At 76.2% G+C, this 19,096-nt stretch carries 19 protein-coding genes and 1 tRNA gene; 9 read left to right on the top strand and 11 right to left on the bottom strand.

Annotation, left to right across the window (positions count from 1 at the left end):
- The 3 genes from AB6N23_RS11480 to AB6N23_RS11470 all read left to right on the top strand — a co-directional run.
- Nucleotides 1-844: MFS transporter (locus AB6N23_RS11480; protein ID WP_412866194.1), on the top strand; the 844-nt coding region annotated here is incomplete at its 5' end.
- Nucleotides 841-2,181, top strand: a complete 1,341-nt coding sequence (locus tag AB6N23_RS11475; RefSeq protein ID WP_412866193.1) for an MFS transporter — start codon at nt 841-843, stop codon at nt 2,179-2,181. The genes AB6N23_RS11480 and AB6N23_RS11475, both read left to right, overlap by 4 nt.
- Nucleotides 2,182-2,185: 4 nt before the next feature.
- Nucleotides 2,186-3,331 carry a UDP-N-acetylmuramate dehydrogenase gene (locus AB6N23_RS11470; RefSeq protein ID WP_412866192.1) on the top strand — a complete coding sequence of 382 codons (1,146 nt, stop codon included), beginning with the start codon at nt 2,186-2,188 and terminating at the stop codon, nt 3,329-3,331.
- Between the two features lie 25 nt (nt 3,332-3,356).
- Here AB6N23_RS11470 and AB6N23_RS11465 read toward each other — a convergent pair whose 3' ends face one another.
- The 8 genes from AB6N23_RS11465 to AB6N23_RS11430 form a co-directional block, all read right to left on the bottom strand.
- Nucleotides 3,357-4,508 (bottom strand): adenosine deaminase, encoded by a 1,152-nt coding sequence (locus tag AB6N23_RS11465; RefSeq protein WP_412866191.1) that lies wholly within the window; start codon nt 4,506-4,508, stop codon nt 3,357-3,359.
- Nucleotides 4,509-4,545: 37 nt separating this feature from the next.
- Nucleotides 4,546-5,217 (bottom strand): response regulator transcription factor, encoded by a 672-nt coding sequence (locus AB6N23_RS11460; protein WP_412866190.1) that lies wholly within the window; start codon nt 5,215-5,217, stop codon nt 4,546-4,548.
- On the bottom strand, nt 5,214-6,770 hold the full coding sequence (locus tag AB6N23_RS11455; protein ID WP_412866189.1) for a sensor histidine kinase: 1,557 nt from the start codon (nt 6,768-6,770) through the stop codon (nt 5,214-5,216). The genes AB6N23_RS11460 and AB6N23_RS11455 overlap by 4 nt, the downstream gene beginning before the upstream one ends.
- A gap of 106 nt (nt 6,771-6,876) precedes the next feature.
- Nucleotides 6,877-7,509 carry a response regulator gene (locus AB6N23_RS11450; RefSeq protein ID WP_412866188.1) on the bottom strand — a complete coding sequence of 211 codons (633 nt, stop codon included), beginning with the start codon at nt 7,507-7,509 and terminating at the stop codon, nt 6,877-6,879.
- Nucleotides 7,506-8,870, bottom strand: coding sequence for a sensor histidine kinase (locus AB6N23_RS11445; RefSeq protein ID WP_412866187.1), 1,365 nt, complete (start codon nt 8,868-8,870; stop codon nt 7,506-7,508). The genes AB6N23_RS11450 and AB6N23_RS11445 overlap by 4 nt, the downstream gene beginning before the upstream one ends.
- A 72-nt stretch (nt 8,871-8,942) precedes the next feature.
- Nucleotides 8,943-9,824 carry an ABC transporter permease gene (locus AB6N23_RS11440; protein WP_412866186.1) on the bottom strand — a complete coding sequence of 294 codons (882 nt, stop codon included), beginning with the start codon at nt 9,822-9,824 and terminating at the stop codon, nt 8,943-8,945.
- Nucleotides 9,821-10,723 carry an ABC transporter ATP-binding protein gene (locus AB6N23_RS11435; protein WP_412866185.1) on the bottom strand — a complete coding sequence of 301 codons (903 nt, stop codon included), beginning with the start codon at nt 10,721-10,723 and terminating at the stop codon, nt 9,821-9,823. Before AB6N23_RS11435 ends, AB6N23_RS11440 begins: the two co-directional genes overlap by 4 nt.
- Before the next feature lie 154 nt (nt 10,724-10,877).
- The gene (locus AB6N23_RS11430) at nt 10,878-12,113 is read right to left on the bottom strand and encodes a pyridoxal phosphate-dependent aminotransferase (RefSeq protein ID WP_412866184.1); all 1,236 of its coding nucleotides are present in this window, start codon (nt 12,111-12,113) and stop codon (nt 10,878-10,880) included.
- Between the two features lie 231 nt (nt 12,114-12,344).
- On the opposite strand from AB6N23_RS11430, the gene AB6N23_RS11425 reads away from it, so the two are divergent.
- The 5 genes from AB6N23_RS11425 (at nt 12,345) to rplA (ending at nt 15,186) form a co-directional block, all read left to right on the top strand.
- Nucleotides 12,345-12,417 (top strand) — tRNA-Trp (locus AB6N23_RS11425).
- 178 nt (nt 12,418-12,595) lie between these two features.
- Nucleotides 12,596-12,874, top strand: coding sequence for a preprotein translocase subunit SecE (gene secE / locus AB6N23_RS11420; protein WP_378204793.1), 279 nt, complete (start codon nt 12,596-12,598; stop codon nt 12,872-12,874).
- A 100-nt stretch (nt 12,875-12,974) separates the two neighbouring features.
- The gene (nusG, locus tag AB6N23_RS11415) at nt 12,975-13,850 is read left to right on the top strand and encodes a transcription termination/antitermination protein NusG (protein WP_412866183.1); all 876 of its coding nucleotides are present in this window, start codon (nt 12,975-12,977) and stop codon (nt 13,848-13,850) included.
- A gap of 83 nt (nt 13,851-13,933) precedes the next feature.
- Nucleotides 13,934-14,365 carry a 50S ribosomal protein L11 gene (gene rplK, locus AB6N23_RS11410; RefSeq protein ID WP_378204799.1) on the top strand — a complete coding sequence of 144 codons (432 nt, stop codon included), beginning with the start codon at nt 13,934-13,936 and terminating at the stop codon, nt 14,363-14,365.
- 101 nt (nt 14,366-14,466) lie between these two features.
- The gene (rplA, locus tag AB6N23_RS11405) at nt 14,467-15,186 is read left to right on the top strand and encodes a 50S ribosomal protein L1 (RefSeq protein WP_378204802.1); all 720 of its coding nucleotides are present in this window, start codon (nt 14,467-14,469) and stop codon (nt 15,184-15,186) included.
- A gap of 110 nt (nt 15,187-15,296) precedes the next feature.
- On the opposite strand, the gene AB6N23_RS11400 is transcribed toward rplA, so the two are convergent.
- Genes AB6N23_RS11400 through AB6N23_RS11390 form a run of 3 tightly spaced genes read right to left on the bottom strand, consistent with a single transcriptional unit; the run spans nt 15,297 to nt 17,871 of the window.
- Nucleotides 15,297-15,818: a hypothetical protein gene (locus AB6N23_RS11400; RefSeq protein ID WP_412866182.1), complete on the bottom strand. Its 522-nt coding sequence runs from the start codon at nt 15,816-15,818 to the stop codon at nt 15,297-15,299.
- Nucleotides 15,799-16,473 (bottom strand): RNA polymerase sigma factor, encoded by a 675-nt coding sequence (locus AB6N23_RS11395; protein WP_412866181.1) that lies wholly within the window; start codon nt 16,471-16,473, stop codon nt 15,799-15,801. The genes AB6N23_RS11400 and AB6N23_RS11395 overlap by 20 nt, the downstream gene beginning before the upstream one ends.
- A 51-nt stretch (nt 16,474-16,524) precedes the next feature.
- On the bottom strand, nt 16,525-17,871 hold the full coding sequence (locus AB6N23_RS11390) for a S8 family peptidase (RefSeq protein WP_412866180.1): 1,347 nt from the start codon (nt 17,869-17,871) through the stop codon (nt 16,525-16,527).
- Between the two features lie 44 nt (nt 17,872-17,915).
- Here AB6N23_RS11390 and AB6N23_RS11385 point away from each other — a divergent pair.
- A partial coding sequence (locus AB6N23_RS11385) for a hypothetical protein (RefSeq protein ID WP_412866179.1) occupies nt 17,916-19,096 on the top strand: 1,181 nt, incomplete at its 3' end.

The following is a 19,096-nucleotide window of genomic DNA, read 5'->3' as shown; positions in this document are numbered from 1 at the left end:
GGCCGCGCGCACGCTGCCGCGCGTGCCGGTCCGGGTGCGGCGCGGTGCGGCCCGCATCGCGTCCGCGCTCGACGCGTGGCGCGAGCCCCGCACGCTGCTCGTCGGCGTGGTCGTGCTCGCCGCCGCCTTCTCCGAGGGCGCGGCCAACAACTGGCTGTCCCTCGCGGTGGTCGACGGGTTCGGCAGCACGGAGGCCGTCGGGGGCGTCGTGCTGGGCGTCTTCGTCGCCAGCATGACCGCGGTGCGGCTGCTCGGGACTCGGCTGCTCGACCGGTACGGCCGCGTCGCGGTGCTGCGCGCGTCCGGCGCCGCGTCGGTCGTCGGCCTGCTCGTGTTCGGCTTCGCGCCGACGCTGCCGCTCGCGGGGGCCGGCGTGGCGCTGTGGGGCCTGGGCGCGGCCCTCGCCGTGCCCATCGGCATCGCCGCCGCGTCCGACGACCCGCTGCGCGCCGCCGGCCGCGTCGCGGTCGTCTCCGCGTTCGCGTCCGTCGCGTCGCTCGTCGCCCCGCCCGTGCTCGGCCTGGCCGCCGAGGCCGTCGGCGCCCGGCACGCGCTCGTGCTCATCACGGCGGCGATGATCGCCAGCGTCGTCGTCGCGCCGTCCGTCGCGCGGGACGCCGGTCGTGGGACCGTGGGTGGCGGCACGGCCGGCGGCACCCCGGCGGACGTCACCCCGGCGGACGTCACCCCGGCGGACGTCGTCGGTGCGGACGCCTCGGGCGCCGGCGGCGACGCGGCGCACCCGCCCGGCACGCGGCGCCCGCCGCGCGGACCGGGCCGGGGATCGGTCCCGCGGCCCCGCCGCACGCCCGCGCCGACGGCACCACGAGGAGGAGCCCGATGAGCACGCGCGACACCACCCGCACCCCGCGGCCCGCGGCACCGCGCGAGGTCCGCCTCGCGTCGACCGCCGTCTTCGTCGTCTTCCTGCTCGCGGGGTGGAACTTCGCCAGCTGGGCGTCGCGCCTGCCGGCCGTCCGCGACGCCCTCGGGCTCACGCCGGACCGGATGGGCCTGCTGCTGCTCGTCGGCTCGTTCGGGTCGCTGCTGGCGCTGCCGCTGTCGGGGATCGTCGTCGAGCGGCTGGGCGCGCGGCGCACGGTCCTCGGGTTCGGGCTGCTCAACGGGCTCGGGTACGCGGTCGGCTGCGTCGGCGTCGCCACCGGCGAGGTCGTCGTGGTCGGCGTGGGCCTCGTGCTGGCCGGGGTCGGCACGGGCGTGTGGGACGCGTCGATGAACCTCGAGGGCGCCGTCGTCGAGCAGCGCCTGGGGCGGACCGTGATGCCGCGGTACCACGCCGGCTTCTCGGTGGGCACGATGGCCGCCGCCGGCGCCGCCGCGCTCGTCGCCGGGCTGCACGTGCCGGTCGAGGTGCACCTGCCCGTCGCGGTGGCGCTGTCGGGCGTCGTGCTCGCCGTCGCGGTGCGCGCCTTCCTGGCGGAGCCGGCGGGCGGGGTGCACGGTGCGACCGGCACCGAGCCCGCCGCGGGCGCCGTCGCCGACCCGGCGACGTCCGCGCCGGCGCCCACGGGTGCCCGCGCCGCGGTCGGCGCGTGGCTCGAGCCGCGCACGCTGCTCGTCGGTCTCGTGGTGCTCGCCGCGGCGCTGACCGAGGGTGCGGCGAACGACTGGGTGAGCCTCGCCGTCGTCGACGGGTTCGACACCGGCCACGCCGTCGGCGCGCTCGGGTTCGGGCTGTTCGTGACGGCCATGACCGCGATGCGCCTGCTCGGCACGCGCCTGCTCGACCGCTACGGCCGCGTCGCGGTGCTGCGCCTGTGCGCGGCCCTCGCCTTCGTCGGCCTCCTGGTGTTCGGGCTCGCCGGTTCCCTGTGGGTCGCGCTGCTCGGCGTCGTCGCCTGGGGCGCCGGCGCGGCCCTCGGCTTCCCCGTCGGCATGAGCGCGGCGTCGGACGACCCCCGGCGGGCCGCCCAGCGCGTCGCCGTGGTGTCGACCATCGGGTACTCCGCGTTCCTCGCCGGGCCGCCGCTGCTCGGGCTGCTCGCCGAGCACGTCGGCTACCGGCAGGCGCTGCTGGCGATCCTCGTGCCCGTCGTCCTCGGGCTGCTCGTCACCAGCGCCGCGCGGCCCCTGGGGCAGGCCACGACCGCCACCGCGGGGGAGCCCGGTCCCGAGCCGGCCCCCGCCGCCCCGCAGGGCGCGCCGCGCGACGTAGCCTGACGGGGTGGAGCTCGACACCTGCGCCCTGCCCGGTCCCGCACCGGAGCCCGCGGACGCCCCCGTCCCGTCGCACGCCGGCACGCCCGCGCTCGCGGACCTGACGACGCTGCGCGTCGGCGGGCCGGCGGGCCGCTACGTCGAGACCCGCACCGAGCAGGAGCTGGTCACGGCGGTCCGGGAGGCCGACGCGGCGGGCGACCCGCTGCTCGTGCTGGGCGGCGGCTCGAACGTGCTCGTCGCCGACGCGGGGTTCCCCGGTGTCGTCGTGCGCGACGTCCGCGGCGGCGTCGAGGTGCCGGACGCGTCGGCGTGCGCGGGGGTGACCCTGACGGTGCCCGCCGGCACGGTGTGGGACGACGTCGTCGCGTACGCCGTCGAGCACGAGCTCGTGGGCGTCGAGGCGCTCTCGGGGATCCCCGGGTCGACCGGTGCGACGCCCGTGCAGAACGTCGGCGCGTACGGGCAGGAGGTCGCGCAGACGATCTCGCAGGTACGGGTGTGGGACCGCGGGCGCGAGCGCGTGCGGACGCTGCCGTGGGTGACGCTGGCGTTCGGCTACCGCACGTCGCTGCTCAAGCGGTCGCTGCGGCCGTCGGCCGACGACCCGCGCGCGCCGTGGGGGCCCACGCCGCGGTACGTCGTGCTCGACGTGACGTTCCAGCTGCGGCCGGGATCGCTGTCGGCGCCGGTCGCCTACCCGGAGCTCGCGCGGACGCTCGGCGTCGAGGTCGGCGGGCGCGCACCGCTGGCGGACGTCCGCGCGGCGGTGCTGGCGCTGCGGGCGCGCAAGGGCATGGTCCTCGACGCCCCCGACCACGACACCTGGAGCGCCGGCTCCTTCTTCACGAACCCCGTCCTGCCCGCCGCCGACGCGCAGGCCCTGCCCGCGGACGCCCCGCGCTGGCCCCTCGACGACGGGACGGTCAAGACGAGCGCCGCGTGGCTCATCGAGCACGCCGGCTTCGGACGCGGGTACGGCGCTCCCGGTCCCGCCGCGCTGTCGTCGAAGCACGCGCTCGCGCTCACGAACCGCGGCGACGCGGGGGCCGACGACCTCGTGACGCTCGCGCGCGAGCTCCGCGACGGCGTGCGCGACCGGTTCGGCGTGGTGCTGGAGCCCGAGCCGGTGCTGGTCGGCACGGCCCTCTGACGCTCCGGCGGGCCGGGGGACGTGCTCACGCGCCGATGGGCGCGTGCGGCGCGACGACGCCTCCGGAGTGCGGGCCCGGGGCGTCGCGTTGCCCGTCCGTGCGCTGCCCGTCCGTACCCTGCCCGTCCGCGGCCGGCCCGCCCGCCGGGTCGGCAGCGCCGTCGTCGGCGAGCCACGCGTCCACCCCGGCGAGCAGCCGTGCCCGTGCGGCGGCCGACGCCCTGCTGGCACGGATCGACGCCCGCGCCAGGTCGGCGAGCTCGGCGTCGGTGAAGCCGTGCACCTCGCGGGCGACGCGGTACTGGTCGACCAGGCGGGCGCGGAACAGCAGCGGGTCGTCCGCGCCGAGCGCCACCGTCGCACCCGCGTCGACGAGCGTGCGCAGGGGCACGTCCCCCGCCGCCGGGTAGACGCCGAGCGACACGTTCGACGCGGGGCACACCTCGAGCGCGACGCCCTCGTCGACGACCCGCGCCAGCACGCGCGGGTCCTCGCCGCTGCGCACGCCGTGGCCGAGCCGGTCGGGTCGCAGGTGGTCGAGGACGTCCTCGACGTGCGCGGGGCCGAGCAGCTCGCCGCCGTGCGGGACGCTCGCGAGGCCGGCGCGCCGCGCGATCGCGAACGCGGGCGCGAACTCCGCGGTGTCGCCGCGGCGCTCGTCGTTCGACAGCCCGAAGCCGACGACCTCGCCCGGGCCGTCGCCGGCGTGCCGCGCCGCGAGCCGGGCCAGGGCCCGCGCGTCGAGGGGGTGCCGCATGCGGGACGCCGCGACGACGACGCCGATCTCGACCCCCGTCGCGGCGGCCGCGCGCCGGGCCTCGTCGAGCACGATCTCGAGCGCGGGCGTCAGCCCGCCGACGAACGGCGCGTACGACGTGGGGTCGACCTGGATCTCGAGGCGGCCCGACCCCTCGGCGGCGTCGTCGGCGGCGGCCTCCGCGACCACGCGCCGCATGTCGTCCTCGCCGCGCACGCACGCGCGCGCCGCGTCGTAGAGGCGCTGGAACCGGAACCAGCCGCGCTCGTCGGCGGGGAGCACCAGCGGGTCGGCGTCGAGGAGCACCTGCGGCAGGCGGATCCGGTGCCGCTCCGCGAGCTCGGCGAGCGTGCGCACGCGCAGCGACCCGGTGAAGTGCAGGTGCAGGTGCGCCTTCGGCAGCCGGGCGAGGTCACGCATCCGCGTCAGTGTGCCAGCCGCCGCACGGCGTCGCGCGTCACGCGGGCGCGTCGACGAGCCGGTAGCCGACCCCCCGGATCGTGTCGAAGTGCTCGGCGCCGATCTTGCGGCGCAGGTACCGCACGTACACGTCGACCACGTTCGACCCGGGGTCGAAGTCGTAGCCCCACACCTCGGACAGCAGCCGCTCACGGGTCAGCACGTCGCCCGGGTTGCGCATGAACGTCTCGGCCAGCGCGAACTCCCGGGCCGACAGGTCGACCTCCGCCTCGTCGACGCGCATGCGGCGCGTGCGCAGGTCCAGCTGCAGCCGCCCGTGCACGAGCACGTTGCCGCGGCCGCCGGGGGAGGGCGCGCGCAGCCGCAGCCGCACGCGCGCGAGCAGCTCCTCGAACCGGAACGGCTTGGCCATGTAGTCGTCGGCGCCCGACTCCAGGCCCGTGACCGTGTCCGTGACGGAGGACCGCGCCGTCAGGACGACGACGGGCAGCTCGTACCGCTCGGCGCGCAGCAGCCGCAGCACCTCGAAGCCGTCCATGTCGCCGAGCCCCAGGTCGAGCACCAGCAGGTCGATGCCGCCGCGCTCGACGCGCTCGAGCGCCTGCTCGCCCGTCGCGACGGTCGTCGCCTCGAACCCGTGGGCACGCAGGCCCTTGGCGACGAAGGCGGCGATCCGCTCCTCGTCCTCGGCGATGAGGATGTGGGTCATCGGTGGGGCTCCGCGAGCTCGAGGGACACGTCGGACGCGCCGTCGACGAGGCCGACGGCAGGCAGGTCGAGGACGAACACGACACCGGGGCCCGCCCCGGGCGGCGGGTGCTCGAGGAACACCCGGCCCCCGTGGGCGGCGGCGATCGCCGCGACGATCGGCAGGCCGAGCCCCGCGCCGTGCTGCACGCGGTCGGCCTGCCCGCGGTGGAACCGCTCGAAGATGCGCTCCTCCTCCTCGGGCGGCACCCCGGGGCCCTCGTCGCGCACCCACAGCAGCAGCCGCCCGCCGGCCACCTCGCTGCCGAGGCGGACCGCCGACCCGGCGGCGGAGAACCGTACCGCGTTGGCGAGCAGCTGCAGCCAGGCCTGGGTGATGCGCTGCGCGTCGACCCGCGCCGTCACGTCGGCGCGCGAGACCACGACGAACCGCTGCTCGCCGAGGCCGCGCGCCTTCTCCAGCACGTCGTCCGTGAGCCGGCCGACGTCCACGGGCGCGGGCCGCACGAAGTCCGGGCGGTCCGCGGTCGCGAGGGTCACGAGGTCGTCGACGAGCCGCTGCATGCGGTCGAGCTCGTCGAGCGCCAGCGCCTGCGTCGCACGGACGTCCGCGGCGTCGGACGGGTCGAGGAGCTCGAGGTGCCCGCGCACGATCGTGAGCGGGGTGCGCAGCTCGTGCCCCACGTCGTCGAGCAGCTCGCGCTGCGAGCCGAACGCGCGCTCCAGCCGGTCGAGCATGGCGTTGACCGAGCCGGCGAGGTCCGCCAGGTCGTCCTTGCCGAGCACCGCGATGCGCTCCGACAGGTCGGACTCGGTGACGCGGCGGACGGTGTCGCGCAGCATCCGCACCGGCCGCAGCATGCGCCCGACGACGAACCACGCGACCGCCGAGACCACGGCCAGCGCGAACAGTCCGACGGCGGAGTACGTGAGGAAGATGCGCCGCACGCCGGCCGTCAGCGCGGAGCGGTCGAACGCGACGACGACCGTGCCGTGCGTGCCCGGCTCCGCCGCGACGTCGACGGGGACGGCGACGAGGCGGTACTCGGTCACCGCGGTCGCCACGGTCACCGGCGCGGACGCGGCGTCGTCGCGCACCACGTCGCCGAGCCAGGCCATCAGCTCGCGGTCCGTGTCCAGGCGGACGGCGCCGGTCTCGTCGGCGGGCCGCCAGCTCAGCACGCCGTCCTGCAGCGCGACGACGCCCTCGTCCTCACCCGGCACGCGCGTCTCCACCGCCTTGCGGAGCAGCGTGTCGAGCGACGTCCACGGCACGCGCGCGTCCGGGTCGTCCGGCGCCGCCGGGTCGGGCTGCCCCTCGGCCTCGAGCGTGCGGACCGCCGTGACCGCGCGCGCGAGCGAGTCGTCGATGCGGGCGTCGGTGTCACGCAGCTGCAGCGCGAGGCCGGTCGCGCCGGCGACGGTCAGCGCGGTGGCGGTGAGCGCGACGACGGCCGCCATGAGGCGCACGCGGACGGTCGCGCCGCCGCCCGGGGGACGCGTCTCCGGGGGGTCGGCGGCCGCGCCGTGGCCGTGACCCGCCGTGCTCGCCATGGTGCCCAGTATGGTCGGGTGTCCGACAGAGGGTGAAGGTCGTCCGGGTTCGTCCCGCCCGTCCGCGCCCGCCGCGTCACCCGGCCGGGCCACGCCGGTCCGGCCGTCACGCGCCGGGCAGGATCCCGCGCTCGATCGCGACGGTCACCGCGCGCGTCCGGTCGTCGACGCCCAGCTTGGCGAACGCCCGCAGCAGGTGCGTCTTCACGGTCGCCTCGGTGATGAACAGGTCCCGGCCGATCGCCGCGTTCGACAGCCCGCGCGCCACGCCGGCGAGGACCTCGCGCTCGCGGGGCGTCAGGCGCTCGCCCGTGTCCCCGCGCACCTGCTGCACGAGCCGGCGCGCGACCGACGGCGACAGGGCGGACTCGCCGCGCGCCGCCGCGCGGACGCCCGCGACGAGCTGCTCGCGCGGCGTGTCCTTGAGCAGGTACCCGGTCGCGCCGGCCTCGACGGCCCGCAGGATGTCCGTGTCCGTCTCGTACGTGGTGAGCACGAGCACGCGCACGCCCGGCAGCGCGGCGACGATGCGGGCGGTGGCGTCGGCGCCGTCGGTCCCCGGCATGCGCAGGTCCATGAGGACGAGGTCGGGGCGCAGCGACGTCGCGAGCGCCACGGCCTCCTCGCCGTCGCCGGCCTCGCCGACGACCTCCACGTCGGGCTCCAGCGCGAGCAGCCCGGACAGGCCGGACCGCACGACGGGGTGGTCGTCGGCGACGAGGACGCGGACGGTGCTCACGGCTGCTCCTGCGACGGGTCGGCGGGCTGGTCGGCGGGCCGGGTGGCGGCCTGGTCGGGGGGCGGGTCGGGGCGGAGCGGTGACGCCGCCGCGTCGGTGGCGGGGGACGGCACGCGGAGCCGCACGCGCGTGCCGCCGCCCGGGGCGCCGGACACGTCGAGCGTGCCGCCCGCGGCGTCGGCGCGCGCCCGCATCCCGCGCAGCCCGGTGCCCTCGGGCGTGCCGGCGGCGAGCCCCCGGCCGTCGTCGGCGACCTCGAGGACGACGTCGTCACCGGTCCGCGCGAGCCGCAGCGTGACGGTCGACGCGCGGGCGTGGCGACGCACGTTCGCGAGCGACTCCTGCGCGGCGCGCAGGAGCACGACCTCCTGCTCCCGCCCGACCACACCGTCGGTGGCGTCGTCCACCCGGACCCGCACGCCCGTCTCCGCGGTGAACCGGTCGGCGAGCCGGACGAGCGCCGCACCGAGGCCGCCGTCCTCCAGCCCCGGCGGGGCGAACGCGGCGACGAGCGCACGGGCCTCCGCGAGGTTGTCGCGCGCCACGTCCTCGATGTGCCCCAGACGCGTGCGTGCCTGCGCGACGCGTCCCCGCTCGAGCTCGGCGTCGGCCGCCTGCGCGAGCATCACCACCGACGTGAAGCCCTGCGCGAGGGTGTCGTGGATCTCGCCCGCGAGCCGCGCCCGCTCCGCCAGCACGCCCGCGGCGTGGTGCGTCGACGCCAGCTCGTCCTGCGCCGCGCGCAGCTCCTCGAGCAGGGACGCGCGCTCCTCGCTCTGCTCGGCCACGTGCGTGATCCACAGCCCGAGGACGATCGCGAACGCCAGCGCGACGCCGAAGTCGGCGGCGATCTCGACGACCTCCGCGCCGTCGGCGCGCACGCGTGCCGCCGCGGCCACGGTGATGCCGCCGGTGAGCACGACGCTCCAGACGACGCCCGTCACCCGGCGACGGCTGAAGAACCACACGTGCGAGTAGGCGAGGAAGAGCAGCACCGTGCCGATGCCGCCGAGCGCGACCTGCGCCACGACGAGGACGACGAGCGCCACGAGGTAGGCGTCGGTGAGCCGCGGGTCACCGCGGACGGCGCCCGCGCGGCCCAGCGTGACGTAGGCGACCGCCAGCACGCCGACGAGTGCGAGCGCGACGACCTGGCGCGGCCCGGTGGGCGGACCGACGGCGACCGCGACGGTGTACACCGCGAGCATCGCGACGAAGAAGCCGTCCCACAGGCGCAGCGTGCGGACCCAGAACCCGTGCCGGTCCACCCCGTGGTCGACCGCCCGGTCGACGGCGGGGGCCGCCCGGTCGTCGTCCGTGGCGGCCGTCGGCGACGTGCCCGCCGGTGCCCGCTCTCTCATGCCGGGACCCTCTCACGCGCGGACCGGCCGCCGGGAGCTCCGGCGGCCGGTCGTCCTGCGACGGTGCGCACGTCAGCCGTCGTCCCGCCGGCGCCAGCGGAACGTGCGGACGCCCACGACGAGCCCGGCGACCAGCCACGCGGTCAGCACCAGCGCGGTCGCCCCGTGCTGCCACGAGCCGGACGGCTCGAGCGCCGTCGCGCCGTCGGGCAGGAACACCGAGCGCATGCCCTGCGCCAGCCACTTGAGGGGGAACACCGCGGCGACCTGCTGCATCCACGAGGGCAGCTCGTCGAACCGGAAGAACACGCCCGAGATGAACTGCAGGACGAGGACGACGGGCGTCACCACGGCGGTCACGCTCCGCCCGGACCGCGGCAGGGACGAGAACGCCACCCCGCAGACGGCCCCCGTCGCCGTGCCCAGCAGGGCGACCCAGGCGAACGTCCACCACCGGCCGGCGTCGTCGGGCAGCGGGACGTCGAACACGAGGGCCGCCACGGCGAGCAGCACGGCCGTCTGGAGCCCGGACGTGACCAGCACCTGACCGGTCTTGCCGAGGAAGTAGCCGGTCGCCGGCAGCGGCGTCGCGCGCAGGCGCTTGAGCGTGCCGTCGTCCCGCTCGACGGCCACGGCCACCGCGAGCGCCTGGAAGCTCGACAGCATGACGCCCGTCGCGACCATGCCCGGCAGGAAGTACTGCGGGAACAGCACGCCCGACCCCGCGAGCACCTCCTCGTCCTGGCCGAACACGGTCGCGAAGATCGCCAGCAGGATCACCGGGTAGAGGAACACGAACACCACGGCGTCGCGCTCGCGGGCGAACCCGCGGACCTCGAACACGGTCCGCGCCAGCCCCACGCGGAGCAGGCCGGGCTGACGGGGCGCCGGCCGGCGGGTCGGCCCCGGGCGGCGCGCGTCGCCGCGCTCGCGGGCGGGTGCGGTCGCGGTCATCGGGCCACCTCCAGCAGGTCGGCGGGGACGGCGTCGGACGCGGCGGTGCGCGCCGTCCCGATGAGGTCGAGGTAGACGTCCTCGAGGGTCGGCCGCAGCACCTGCAGGCCCGGGACCTCGCCGAACCGCGCGGCCAGCCGTGCGACGACGGCCGTCGGCGTGTCGGTGACCTCCTCGTGGTCCGTGCCGTCGGCGCGCCACCGGACCCGGGCCCGTCGCGCAGCGCGTCCGCCGAGGTCCGCCGGCGTCCCCTCGGCGACCACCCGGCCGCTCGCGACGACGACGAGGCGGTCCGCGAGCCGCTCCGCCTCGTCGAGGTAGTGCGTCGTCAGCAGGATCGTCGTGCCGTGCTCCCGCAGCCGCTCCACGAGCCCCCAGAGCCCGAGGCGGGCCTCCGGGTCGAACCCGGTCGTCGGCTCGTCGAGGAACAGCAGCTCGGGGTCCCCGACGACGCCCAGCGCGACGTCGAGCCGGCGCCGCTGCCCGCCGGACAGCCCGCGTACGCGCACCCCGGCCTTCTCCCGCAGCCCGACGGCGTCGATGACCTCCTCAGGATCGCGGGGAGCCGGGTAGAACGTCGCGAAGTGGTGCACGAGCTCGCGCACCGTCGCCTCGGCGAGGTCGTCCGTGGACTGCAGCACCACGCCCAGCCGCGAGCGCCACGTGCGTCCGGCGGTCGCGGGGTCCTCGCCGAGCACACGCACGTGCCCGGAGTCCGCCCGGCGGAACCCCTCGAGGACCTCGACGGTCGTCGTCTTGCCGGCGCCGTTGGGGCCGAGCACCGCCACGATCTCGCCCGGCTCGACCCGCAGGTCGAGCCCGTCCACGGCGAACTTGTCGCCGTACCGCTTGCGCAGGTCCCGGACCTCCACGGCCGGCCCGCCCGTCGTCGTCGTCATGCGCCCAGCCTCCGGCGGCGGGCACCGCCCGCGGGACGACCGCCCGGCCGTCACCGCCGTCCACCGACCGGTGGACGGCGGCGTCATCCCGGGGACGACGACGGGGCGCCGACCGCCGTGCGGTCGACGCCCCGTGCGGACGTGGTCGGCCCGCTCAGCGGGCCTCGCCGAGCAGCGCCTGGATGCGGCCGACGCCCTCGACGAGGTCGTCGTCGCCGAGCGCGTACGACAGGCGCAGGTAGCCGCTGGGGCCGAACGCCTCGCCCGGCACGACGGCGACCTCCGCCTCGTCGAGGATGAGCTCGGCGAGCTCGGCCGAGGTGGTGGGCGTGCGCCCGCGGATGGTCCGGCCGAGGACGCCCTCGACCGACGGGTACGCGTAGAACGCGCCCTGCGGCGCCGGGCAGCGCACGCCGTCGATCGCGGACAGCATCTCGACCATGGTGCGGCGCCGGCGGTCGAACGCCGAGCGCATCTCCGCGACGGCCGACAGGTCGCCCGTCAGCGCGGCCACCGCCGCCCGCTGCGACACGTTGGCGACGTTCGAGGTCAGGTGCGACTGGAGGTTCGTGGCGGCCTTGACGACGTCGGACGGCCCGATCATCCAGCCCACGCGCCAGCCCGTCATGGCGTAGGTCTTCGCGACGCCGTTGAGCACGATCGTGGTGTCCGCGAGCTCGGGGACGACGCGCACGACGGGCGTGAACGCGGCGCCGTCGTACGTCAGGTGCTCGTAGATCTCGTCCGTGAGGACCCAGATGCCGTGCTCGAGCGCCCAGCGGCCGATCTCCTCCGTCTGCTCGGGCGAGTAGACGGCGCCGGTCGGGTTGGAGGGCGAGTTGAACAGCAGGGCCTTCGTGCGCGGGGTCCGGGCCGCCTCGAGCTGCTCCACCGTCACGAGGTAGCCCTGCTCGACGCCCGCGAACACCTCGACCGGCTCGGCGCCGGCGAGGCGGATCGCCTCCGGGTACGTCGTCCAGTACGGCGCCGGCAGCAGGACCTCGTCACCCGGGTCGAGCACCGCGGCGAACGCCTGGAAGACGGCCTGCTTGCCGCCGTTCGTCACCAGGACGTCCGCGGGCCGGACCGCGTACCCGGAGTCCCGCTCGGTCTTCGCCGCGATCGCCTCCCGCAGCGCCGGCAGACCGGCGGCGGGGGAGTAGCGGTGGTTGACCGGGTCCTGCGCCGCGGCGACCGCGGCGTCGACCACGTACCCCGGCGTCGGGAAGTCGGGCTCGCCGGCGCCGAACCCGATGACCGGGCGGCCCGCGGCCTTCAGGGCCTTCGCGCGGGCGTCGACGGCCAGCGTGGCCGACTCGGCGATGGCGGCGACGCGCGCGGAGACGCGTGCACGGGCGGACGTCGTCGTCGGTGTGCTCTGCTCGCTCACGCGGCCATCCTGGCAGAGGCGGCCGCGCGGGGCCGGTCCATTCCGCGAGCCGTGCCGCGTGCCGTGCGGTGTGCCGTCTCGTGCGCCGGCCCGTGCGCCGTCCCGTGCGCCGGGGGCGGTTCGACCCAGCGCCGTGCGTCGCGTACAGTGGAGCCCCGGCGGTTGACGTCCGCCATGATGAGCCACGCCCACGAGAGGGCGACGGTGCGTCGTGGCAGGCCAGGCCGCCGTAGGGCAGTGGCGCAATTGGTAGCGCAGCGGTCTCCAAAACCGCAGGTTGCAGGTTCGAGTCCTGTCTGCCCTGCGCACGCGGACCGGTCCGGGCCGTCGAGCTTCTCGAGGTCCGGTCCGGGTCGCGAGCAGGACCGCCGGTCGGTCCGGCGCGTCGCGTCGGCCCGCTCGTGCGTCCACGACCCGGGTGCTCAGCACCCGAGCCGTCACGGGACACCGTCATCCGACGGTCACGAGACAAGGGGCCAGACGTGAGCGATACCGCTGCCGCTGCGGCGTCCGACGCCGAGGGCTCGGCACCGCGCCGGGGCGACGCGCCGCGTCGCGAGGAGAAGCGCCGAGGCCTGTTCGCCCGCATCGCGCTCTTCGTGCGCCAGGTCGTCGCCGAGCTGAAGAAGGTCGTCCGGCCGACCCGGCAGGAGCTGGGCACCTACACGACCGTCGTGCTCGTCTTCGTCGCCGTCGTGATGCTCTTCGTGACGCTGGTCGACCTGGGCGTCGGTCAGCTCGCCTTCCTCGTCTTCGGGTGAACCGGGCCGGCACGAGCCGGCCGCACCACCCTCTCGGCGCGGGGTCACCCGCGCGCCCGGCCGCGCGCCGGACGATCCACCTCCAGAAAGCAGGTTGCACGTGTCGCAGGACTCGTACGAGCCCACCCCGGGCGCCGAGGCCGAGCTGGCCGACGCCCTGACGTCCGTCGAGGCGGTCGACGCCGGTCCGGGGCACGAGGTCGACGACGACACGGCCGCGACCGCCGACGACGAGGCGACGGCCGACGACGCGACGGCGGACGACGCCGCGACGGACGCGACCGCGGACGACGCGGGCGACGTCGACGACGCCGCGGAGGCGGACGACGCCGAGGCGCAGGACGACGAGCAGGCCGAGGACGCGCCGGACCCCGACGAGGACCCCGTCGCCGCGTTCAAGGCGAAGCTGCGCAGCCTGCCGGGCGACTGGTTCGTCATCCACTCGTACGCCGGCTACGAGAACCGCGTGAAGGCGAACCTCGAGTCGCGCACGCAGTCCCTCAACATGGAGGACTACATCCACCAGGTGGAGGTCCCCATGGAGGAGGTCGTCGAGATCAAGAACGCGCAGCGCAAGGTCGTCAAGCGCGTCCGGATCCCCGGCTACGTCCTCGTCCGCATGGACCTCACCGACGAGTCGTGGGGCGCCGTCCGGCACACCCCGGGCGTCACCGGCTTCGTCGGCCACACGCACCAGCCCGTCCCGCTGACGCTCGACGAGGTCTTCTCGATGCTCGCGCCGTCGCTCGAGACGAAGGCCCCGACGCAGCAGGCCGCGAAGGCCGCCGCGAAGCCGGTCGAGGTCGACTTCACCGTCGGCGAGTCGGTCACCGTCACCGACGGCGGCCCCTTCGACACGCTGCCCGCGACGATCTCCGAGATCAACGTCGAGAGCCAGAAGCTCAAGGTGCTCGTCTCGCTCTTCGGCCGGGAGACCCCGGTCGAGCTGTCCTTCAGCCAGGTCTCGAAGATCTGACCTGCTGACCGGCCCCGCGCTGCGGGGCCCTGCAACCGGGTCATCGCCCACGGCGTCGGCCCACGACACGAACGGAAGGCATCATGCCCCCCAAGAAGAAGGTCACCGGCCTGATCAAGCTCCAGATCAAGGCCGGCGCCGCGACCCCCGCGCCGCCGATCGGTCCGGCGCTGGGTCAGCACGGCGTCAACATCATGGAGTTCTGCAAGGCGTACAACGCGGCCACCGAGGCGCAGCGCGGCAACGTCATCCCCGTCGAGATCACGGTGTACGAGGACCGCTCGTTCACCTTCATCACGAAGACGCCGCCGGCCGCCGAGCTCATCAAGAAGGCCGCGGGCGTCGCGAAGGGCTCCCCGACGCCGCACACGACCAAGGTCGCGTCGCTGACGAAGGACCAGGTCCGCGAGATCGCGAGCACCAAGCTCGAGGACCTCAACGCGAACGACCTCGCCGCCGCCGAGAAGATCATCGCCGGCACCGCCCGGTCCATGGGCATCACCGTCCAGGACTGAGCACCCGCTCGTCGCGGGGGCGGGCGACCGCCCGCCCCCGCACCCAGTGGCAGGGCCTGTGCGGCCCGACGACCACGACTGCTGACAAGGAGAACAGGCAGATGCCCAAGCACAGCAAGGCCTACCGCTCGGCGCTCGAGAAGTTCGAGGCCGGCCAGGTCTACAGCCCCCTCGAGGCCGTGCGCCTCGCCCAGGCGACGTCGACCACCAAGTACGACGCGACCGTCGAGGTCGCGTTCCGCCTCGGTGTCGACCCGCGCAAGGCGGACCAGATGGTGCGCGGCACCGTCAACCTGCCGCACGGCACGGGCAAGACCGCCCGCGTCATCGTCTTCGCCGTCGGCGAGCGCGCCGAGCAGGCGCGCGCCGCGGGTGCGGACGAGGTCGGTGGCGACGAGCTCATCGCCAAGGTCGCGGACGGGTGGACCGACTTCGACTCGGCCGTCGCCACGCCCGACCTCATGGGCAAGGTCGGCCGCCTCGGCAAGGTCCTCGGCCCGCGCGGCCTCATGCCGAACCCGAAGACCGGCACCGTGACGATGGACGTGGCCAAGGCCGTGTCCGACATCAAGGGCGGCAAGATCGAGTTCCGCGTGGACCGCCACGCGAACCTGCACTTCATCATCGGCAAGACGTCGTTCTCCGACGTCCAGCTGGTGGAGAACTACGGCGCGGCGCTCGAGGAGATCCTGCGTCTCAAGCCGTCCGCGTCGAAGGGTCGCTACATCGCCAAGGCGACGATCTCGACCACGAACGGCCCGGGCATCCTGCTCGACCAGAACAAGACGCGGAACCTCACCGTGGAGGACGACGCGGCCTGACGCCCGTCCCCTCGCCACGACCTGGCACCGTCACGACGGCCGGCACCCCTCACGGGTGCCGGCCGTCGTGCGTCCGGGGGGCGGTCACCCTGCGCGCGCAGGGTGGTGCGTCACCAGGACAGCCACTGCGTCACGCACGTCCCGGCGGCGGACTCGCACACGAGCCGCACCGGGCCGGTGGGACGCGCGTCGACGTGGAACCAGCCCACCTCGTCGGTCTCGACGACGGCCACGTCGCCCTCCGGGCGGCGGACGGTGACGCGTCCGCGCTGCGCGGGCACCAGCTGACCCTCGAACCGACCCTCCTGCAGCTCCACCTCGACGCCCACGCCGTCCCCCTCGAAGACGAGGGTCCGCGACGTGCTGCCCGACCGGTCGCGCACGCCGGCGGGCCCGCCGACGAGCGCCGAGTCGTGCACGAGCGTGAGCAGGAAGAGCTCGAGCGTGAGGTCGTCGGGCCCGGCGAGGGCCCGGTGCGCCTCGAACGCGGCCCGCCCGGCCGCCGTCACGCGGTCCGCGAGCTCCGACTCGCGGACGGCCTCGCCCAGTGCGGCGGAGAGCCGCTCGTCGTCGGTCCAGGCGACGCGGCCGTCGCCCGCCGTGGCGTCGTGGTCATCCGAGTGCCAGGACATCGCGGCCTCCTTCGCCGAGGGCGGGCCCGCCGGGGCCCGTGAGGTAGCTCGAGATCGCCGCGGTCCGGCGCAGCCGTGCGAGGCCGCGCTGGCGTGTCGGCCCGATGGAGCCGATCGGGATGCCCAGCAGCGCGGACACCTCCTGGTAGCTCGGGGGCGGGTCGGTGCTGAGCAGCAGGAGCAGGCGCCGCTGGTGCTCCGGCAGCTCCTCGAGCGCGGCCCGCAGCGCGCGGTGCCGCTCGCTGCGGACCAGCTCGCCGTCGAGGTCGGCGTCGTCCTGCGCGTCGAGGCGTCCGGTCGAGGGGTCGACGGGGACGCTGCGCCGCGCGAGCGTCGTCACCCGGATGCACTCGTGCCGCGTCGCGGTCGAGATCCAGCCGGGCAGGGCCTCGGGCTCGCGCAGGTCGCGCAGGTGCTCGAGGAGGTTCAGCCACACCGTCTGGGCGACGTCCTCGGCCTGCGGCGGGCTGAGCCGGAACTGGCGCACGCGCGCCAGGACGAGGGCGGTGTGCCGGTGGACGATCTCCGTCCACGCGGCCTCGTCGCCGGCGAGGGCGCGTCCGACCAGCTCGGTGAGCGTCGCGTCACCGGTGGGTGCGCGTCGGACCGGTGGCCGGCGGCCGGGGTCTCGCGGTCGTGCGGGCGTGTGCGTCACGTCTCGCATCGTCCCGCGATCGCAGCAGATTGTCTGCATCGTCCCCTCCTGTCACATCCCGGGCAGGATGCGCAGCGCCCGGCCGTAGTCGGGGACCGCCGTGCCGGTGGCGCGCAGCCGGGCGTACGCGGCGCGCGCGCCGATGCGGTGCTCGGCCATGAGGGCCGCGACCTTGCCGGCCACCTGCGGCGCGGCGAACGACGTCCCGCTCCAGCGGGCGAAGGAGTCGGCGGGGAACCGGTCGGGCTCCGCCGTGAACTCGTAGGACTCGACGCCCTGGACGAAGGGCGCCCGCACGCCCTCGCCGACGGTCGAGCAGTCGACCCAGAAGCCGTGGCTCGACCACGGCGCCGGGCGGTGCTCGGCGGTGAGCGCCGCGACCGCCACGACCTGCGCGAAGGCGGCCGGCCAGACCGGTCGGGTGTCGCCGGCGTTGCCGGCCGCCGCGACGACGAGGATCTCGCGTCCCTCCGCCGCCTCGATCTCCGCGAGCCGGTCGAGCGCGGCCTCGACGGCGAGCGACGGCTGGTCGTACAGCGTCGAGGCGCCGAGGGAGAGGTTGATGACGTCCGCGCCCTCCTCGGCCGCCCGCACGATCGCGGTGGCGACGTCGATCTCGGTGCCCACGCCGCCGCCGAGCAGCGCCCGGTGCACCGTGAGCCGCGCGGTCGGCGCGACCTGCGCGACCACGCCGGCGACGAACGTGCCGTGACCGGCGCAGAGGTCCAGGTAGCCGTCGCCGGGGTCGATGTCGAGCGGGTCGACGTTCGCGTCCCGACCGTCGGCGTGCCGCGGCACGTCGACCAGCCAGCCGTCCCGGCGCACGCGGGCGTCGATGCCGGTGTCCACGACGGCCACGTGCGGCGCGTCGGCGCCGGGACGGTGCCGCGGGCGGGGCAGCGCCTCGGCGAGGGCCGGCCCGCCGAGGTTCTTCATGATCGGGCCGCACGGCAGCACCTGGTTCTGGGACACCGGGAAGCCGCGGAGCCGCAGCTCGGCGACGGTGTCGTCGAGCTCCGACGCGCTCACCTCGTCCGCCGTCCGCAGCAGCACGATGCGGTCGTCCACCCCCGGCGCGTCGAGCTCTTCGCGGCGCAGCCCCCGGATCTCCAGGTACGCCCGGGCGCCGGTGTCCTCCCACGTCTGCCGCGTCACGATGACCTCGCGGGCGGCGACCAGCACGTCGTGCCCGTCACGGCCGGTGACGAGCTCGAGCGTGCGGTCGCAGCGCGCCCGGTAGCGCGCGGTGATCGACCGCTGGGCCTGGCGCCGCAGGGCGGGCTCACGGGCGGTGCGCACCAGCTCGGTGACCTGCTGGCGGACCTTCGCGCGCTCGCGGCCCGCGTCGTGCGGCGCAGGGCGTCGCGCGTCGGTGCCGGTACCGTCGGACGTGCTCATCGAGTGGTCTCCTTCGGGGGAGCGGGACGGCGGGGGGTGGTGCGGTGGCCTCGCACGGCCGCCTCGGCGCGCGCTCGTCCACCGACCAGGAGGACGCCGGTGCCCGGGTGATACATGCGCGTCGTCTCGTCGACCTCGCGACGTCCGACCCGCAGGAGGCCGATCCTGCGGTGCGCGCCGCGGTGGAACGGGCGCAGCGCGACGGGCCCCCGGCGGCGCTCGCGCTCGCGCTGCGCGCGCTGGCCGCGGTGCACCGGGCCCGCCTGGAGCACGTCGAGGCGGAGCGTCTGCTGGACCGTGCCGTCGTCGTCGCGCGCCGCGCCGAGCTGGCCGGCGTCGAGGCGGAGGTGCGCGGGGCGCGGGCCGCCGTCCGGCTCGAGCGGGGACGCGTCTCCGCCGCCCGCAACGACGTGTCGCTCGCCCTGCGGGCGCTCGGGCGCGCGCAGGACGGCGCGGCGCCCCCGGACCTGGCCGCGTACCTCGAGCTGCAGCTCGCCGTGCTCGACCACAACGTCGGGCACCTGCGCGCCGCGGAGGACCGCTACCGGCGGATCGCCGCCGACCCGCACCGGTCGCCCGACGTCGCCGTCCGGGTCGCGAACAACCTCGCGCTGGTGCTGGCTGCCCGCGGCGCCTACGCCGAGGCCCTCGCGTCCTCGGCCGAGGCGGTGCGCGTCGCAGCGGGACTCGGGCAGGTCACGTCCGCCGTGGCTCGGCAGACGCGCGCGTGGATCACGGTGCACGACGGCCGCCTCACCGAGGGGATGGCGGAGTTCGAGGAGGTCGCACGCACCTACGCGCGGGCCGGCGTGCCGCTGGGCGAGTACCACGTGGAGCTGGCGGACGCGATGGCCGACCTGCGGCTCCTGCCGGAGGCGGTCCGGGCGGCGCAGTCCGCGGTCGACGAGCTCACCAGCGCCGGGGTGTGGCTGATGGCCGTCGAGGCCCAGGTGCGCCTCGCGCGCCTGCACCTGGAGAGCGGCGACCCCGAGCGGGCGCACGCGCTGGCCACCGAGGTCGCACGCCGCAGCGGCGCCCAGCACCGCGCCGCGTGGCGACACCGCGCGCGCGTCGTCGACGTCCAGGCGCGTCTCGCGCTCGACCGGGTCGTGGCCGCCGACGTGCCGGCCGTCCGCCGGGCCGCGGCGGGCCTGGAGCGCGCGGGCGACCTCACCGCCGCCGTCGAGGCGTACCTGGTGACCGGCCGCGCGGCGCTCGCGACCGG

This window comes from Cellulomonas pasadenensis, assembly GCF_047229365.1.
Classification (GTDB): domain Bacteria; phylum Actinomycetota; class Actinomycetes; order Actinomycetales; family Cellulomonadaceae; genus Cellulomonas.
The sequence above is the reverse complement of the archived record's forward strand: the minus strand, read 5'-3'. Positions and strand labels throughout refer to the sequence as shown.

What these genes read in the sequence shown, in the direction of transcription:
- AB6N23_RS11475 (WP_412866193.1), top strand. Translation starts at nt 841, where the DNA reads ATGAGCACGCGCGACACCACCCGCACCCCGCGGCCCGCGGCACCGCGC.
- AB6N23_RS11390 (WP_412866180.1), bottom strand. Translation starts at nt 17,871, where the DNA reads ATGAGCACGTCCGACGGTACCGGCACCGACGCGCGACGCCCTGCGCCG.
- AB6N23_RS11435 (WP_412866185.1), bottom strand. Translation starts at nt 10,723, where the DNA reads ATGACGACGACGACGGGCGGGCCGGCCGTGGAGGTCCGGGACCTGCGC.
- AB6N23_RS11400 (WP_412866182.1), bottom strand. Translation starts at nt 15,818, where the DNA reads ATGTCCTGGCACTCGGATGACCACGACGCCACGGCGGGCGACGGCCGC.
- AB6N23_RS11460 (WP_412866190.1), bottom strand. Translation starts at nt 5,217, where the DNA reads ATGACCCACATCCTCATCGCCGAGGACGAGGAGCGGATCGCCGCCTTC.
- AB6N23_RS11455 (WP_412866189.1), bottom strand. Translation starts at nt 6,770, where the DNA reads ATGGCGAGCACGGCGGGTCACGGCCACGGCGCGGCCGCCGACCCCCCG.
- AB6N23_RS11465 (WP_412866191.1), bottom strand. Translation starts at nt 4,508, where the DNA reads ATGCGTGACCTCGCCCGGCTGCCGAAGGCGCACCTGCACCTGCACTTC.
- rplA (WP_378204802.1), top strand. Translation starts at nt 14,467, where the DNA reads ATGCCCAAGCACAGCAAGGCCTACCGCTCGGCGCTCGAGAAGTTCGAG.
- AB6N23_RS11440 (WP_412866186.1), bottom strand. Translation starts at nt 9,824, where the DNA reads ATGACCGCGACCGCACCCGCCCGCGAGCGCGGCGACGCGCGCCGCCCG.
- AB6N23_RS11445 (WP_412866187.1), bottom strand. Translation starts at nt 8,870, where the DNA reads ATGAGAGAGCGGGCACCGGCGGGCACGTCGCCGACGGCCGCCACGGAC.
- rplK (WP_378204799.1), top strand. Translation starts at nt 13,934, where the DNA reads ATGCCCCCCAAGAAGAAGGTCACCGGCCTGATCAAGCTCCAGATCAAG.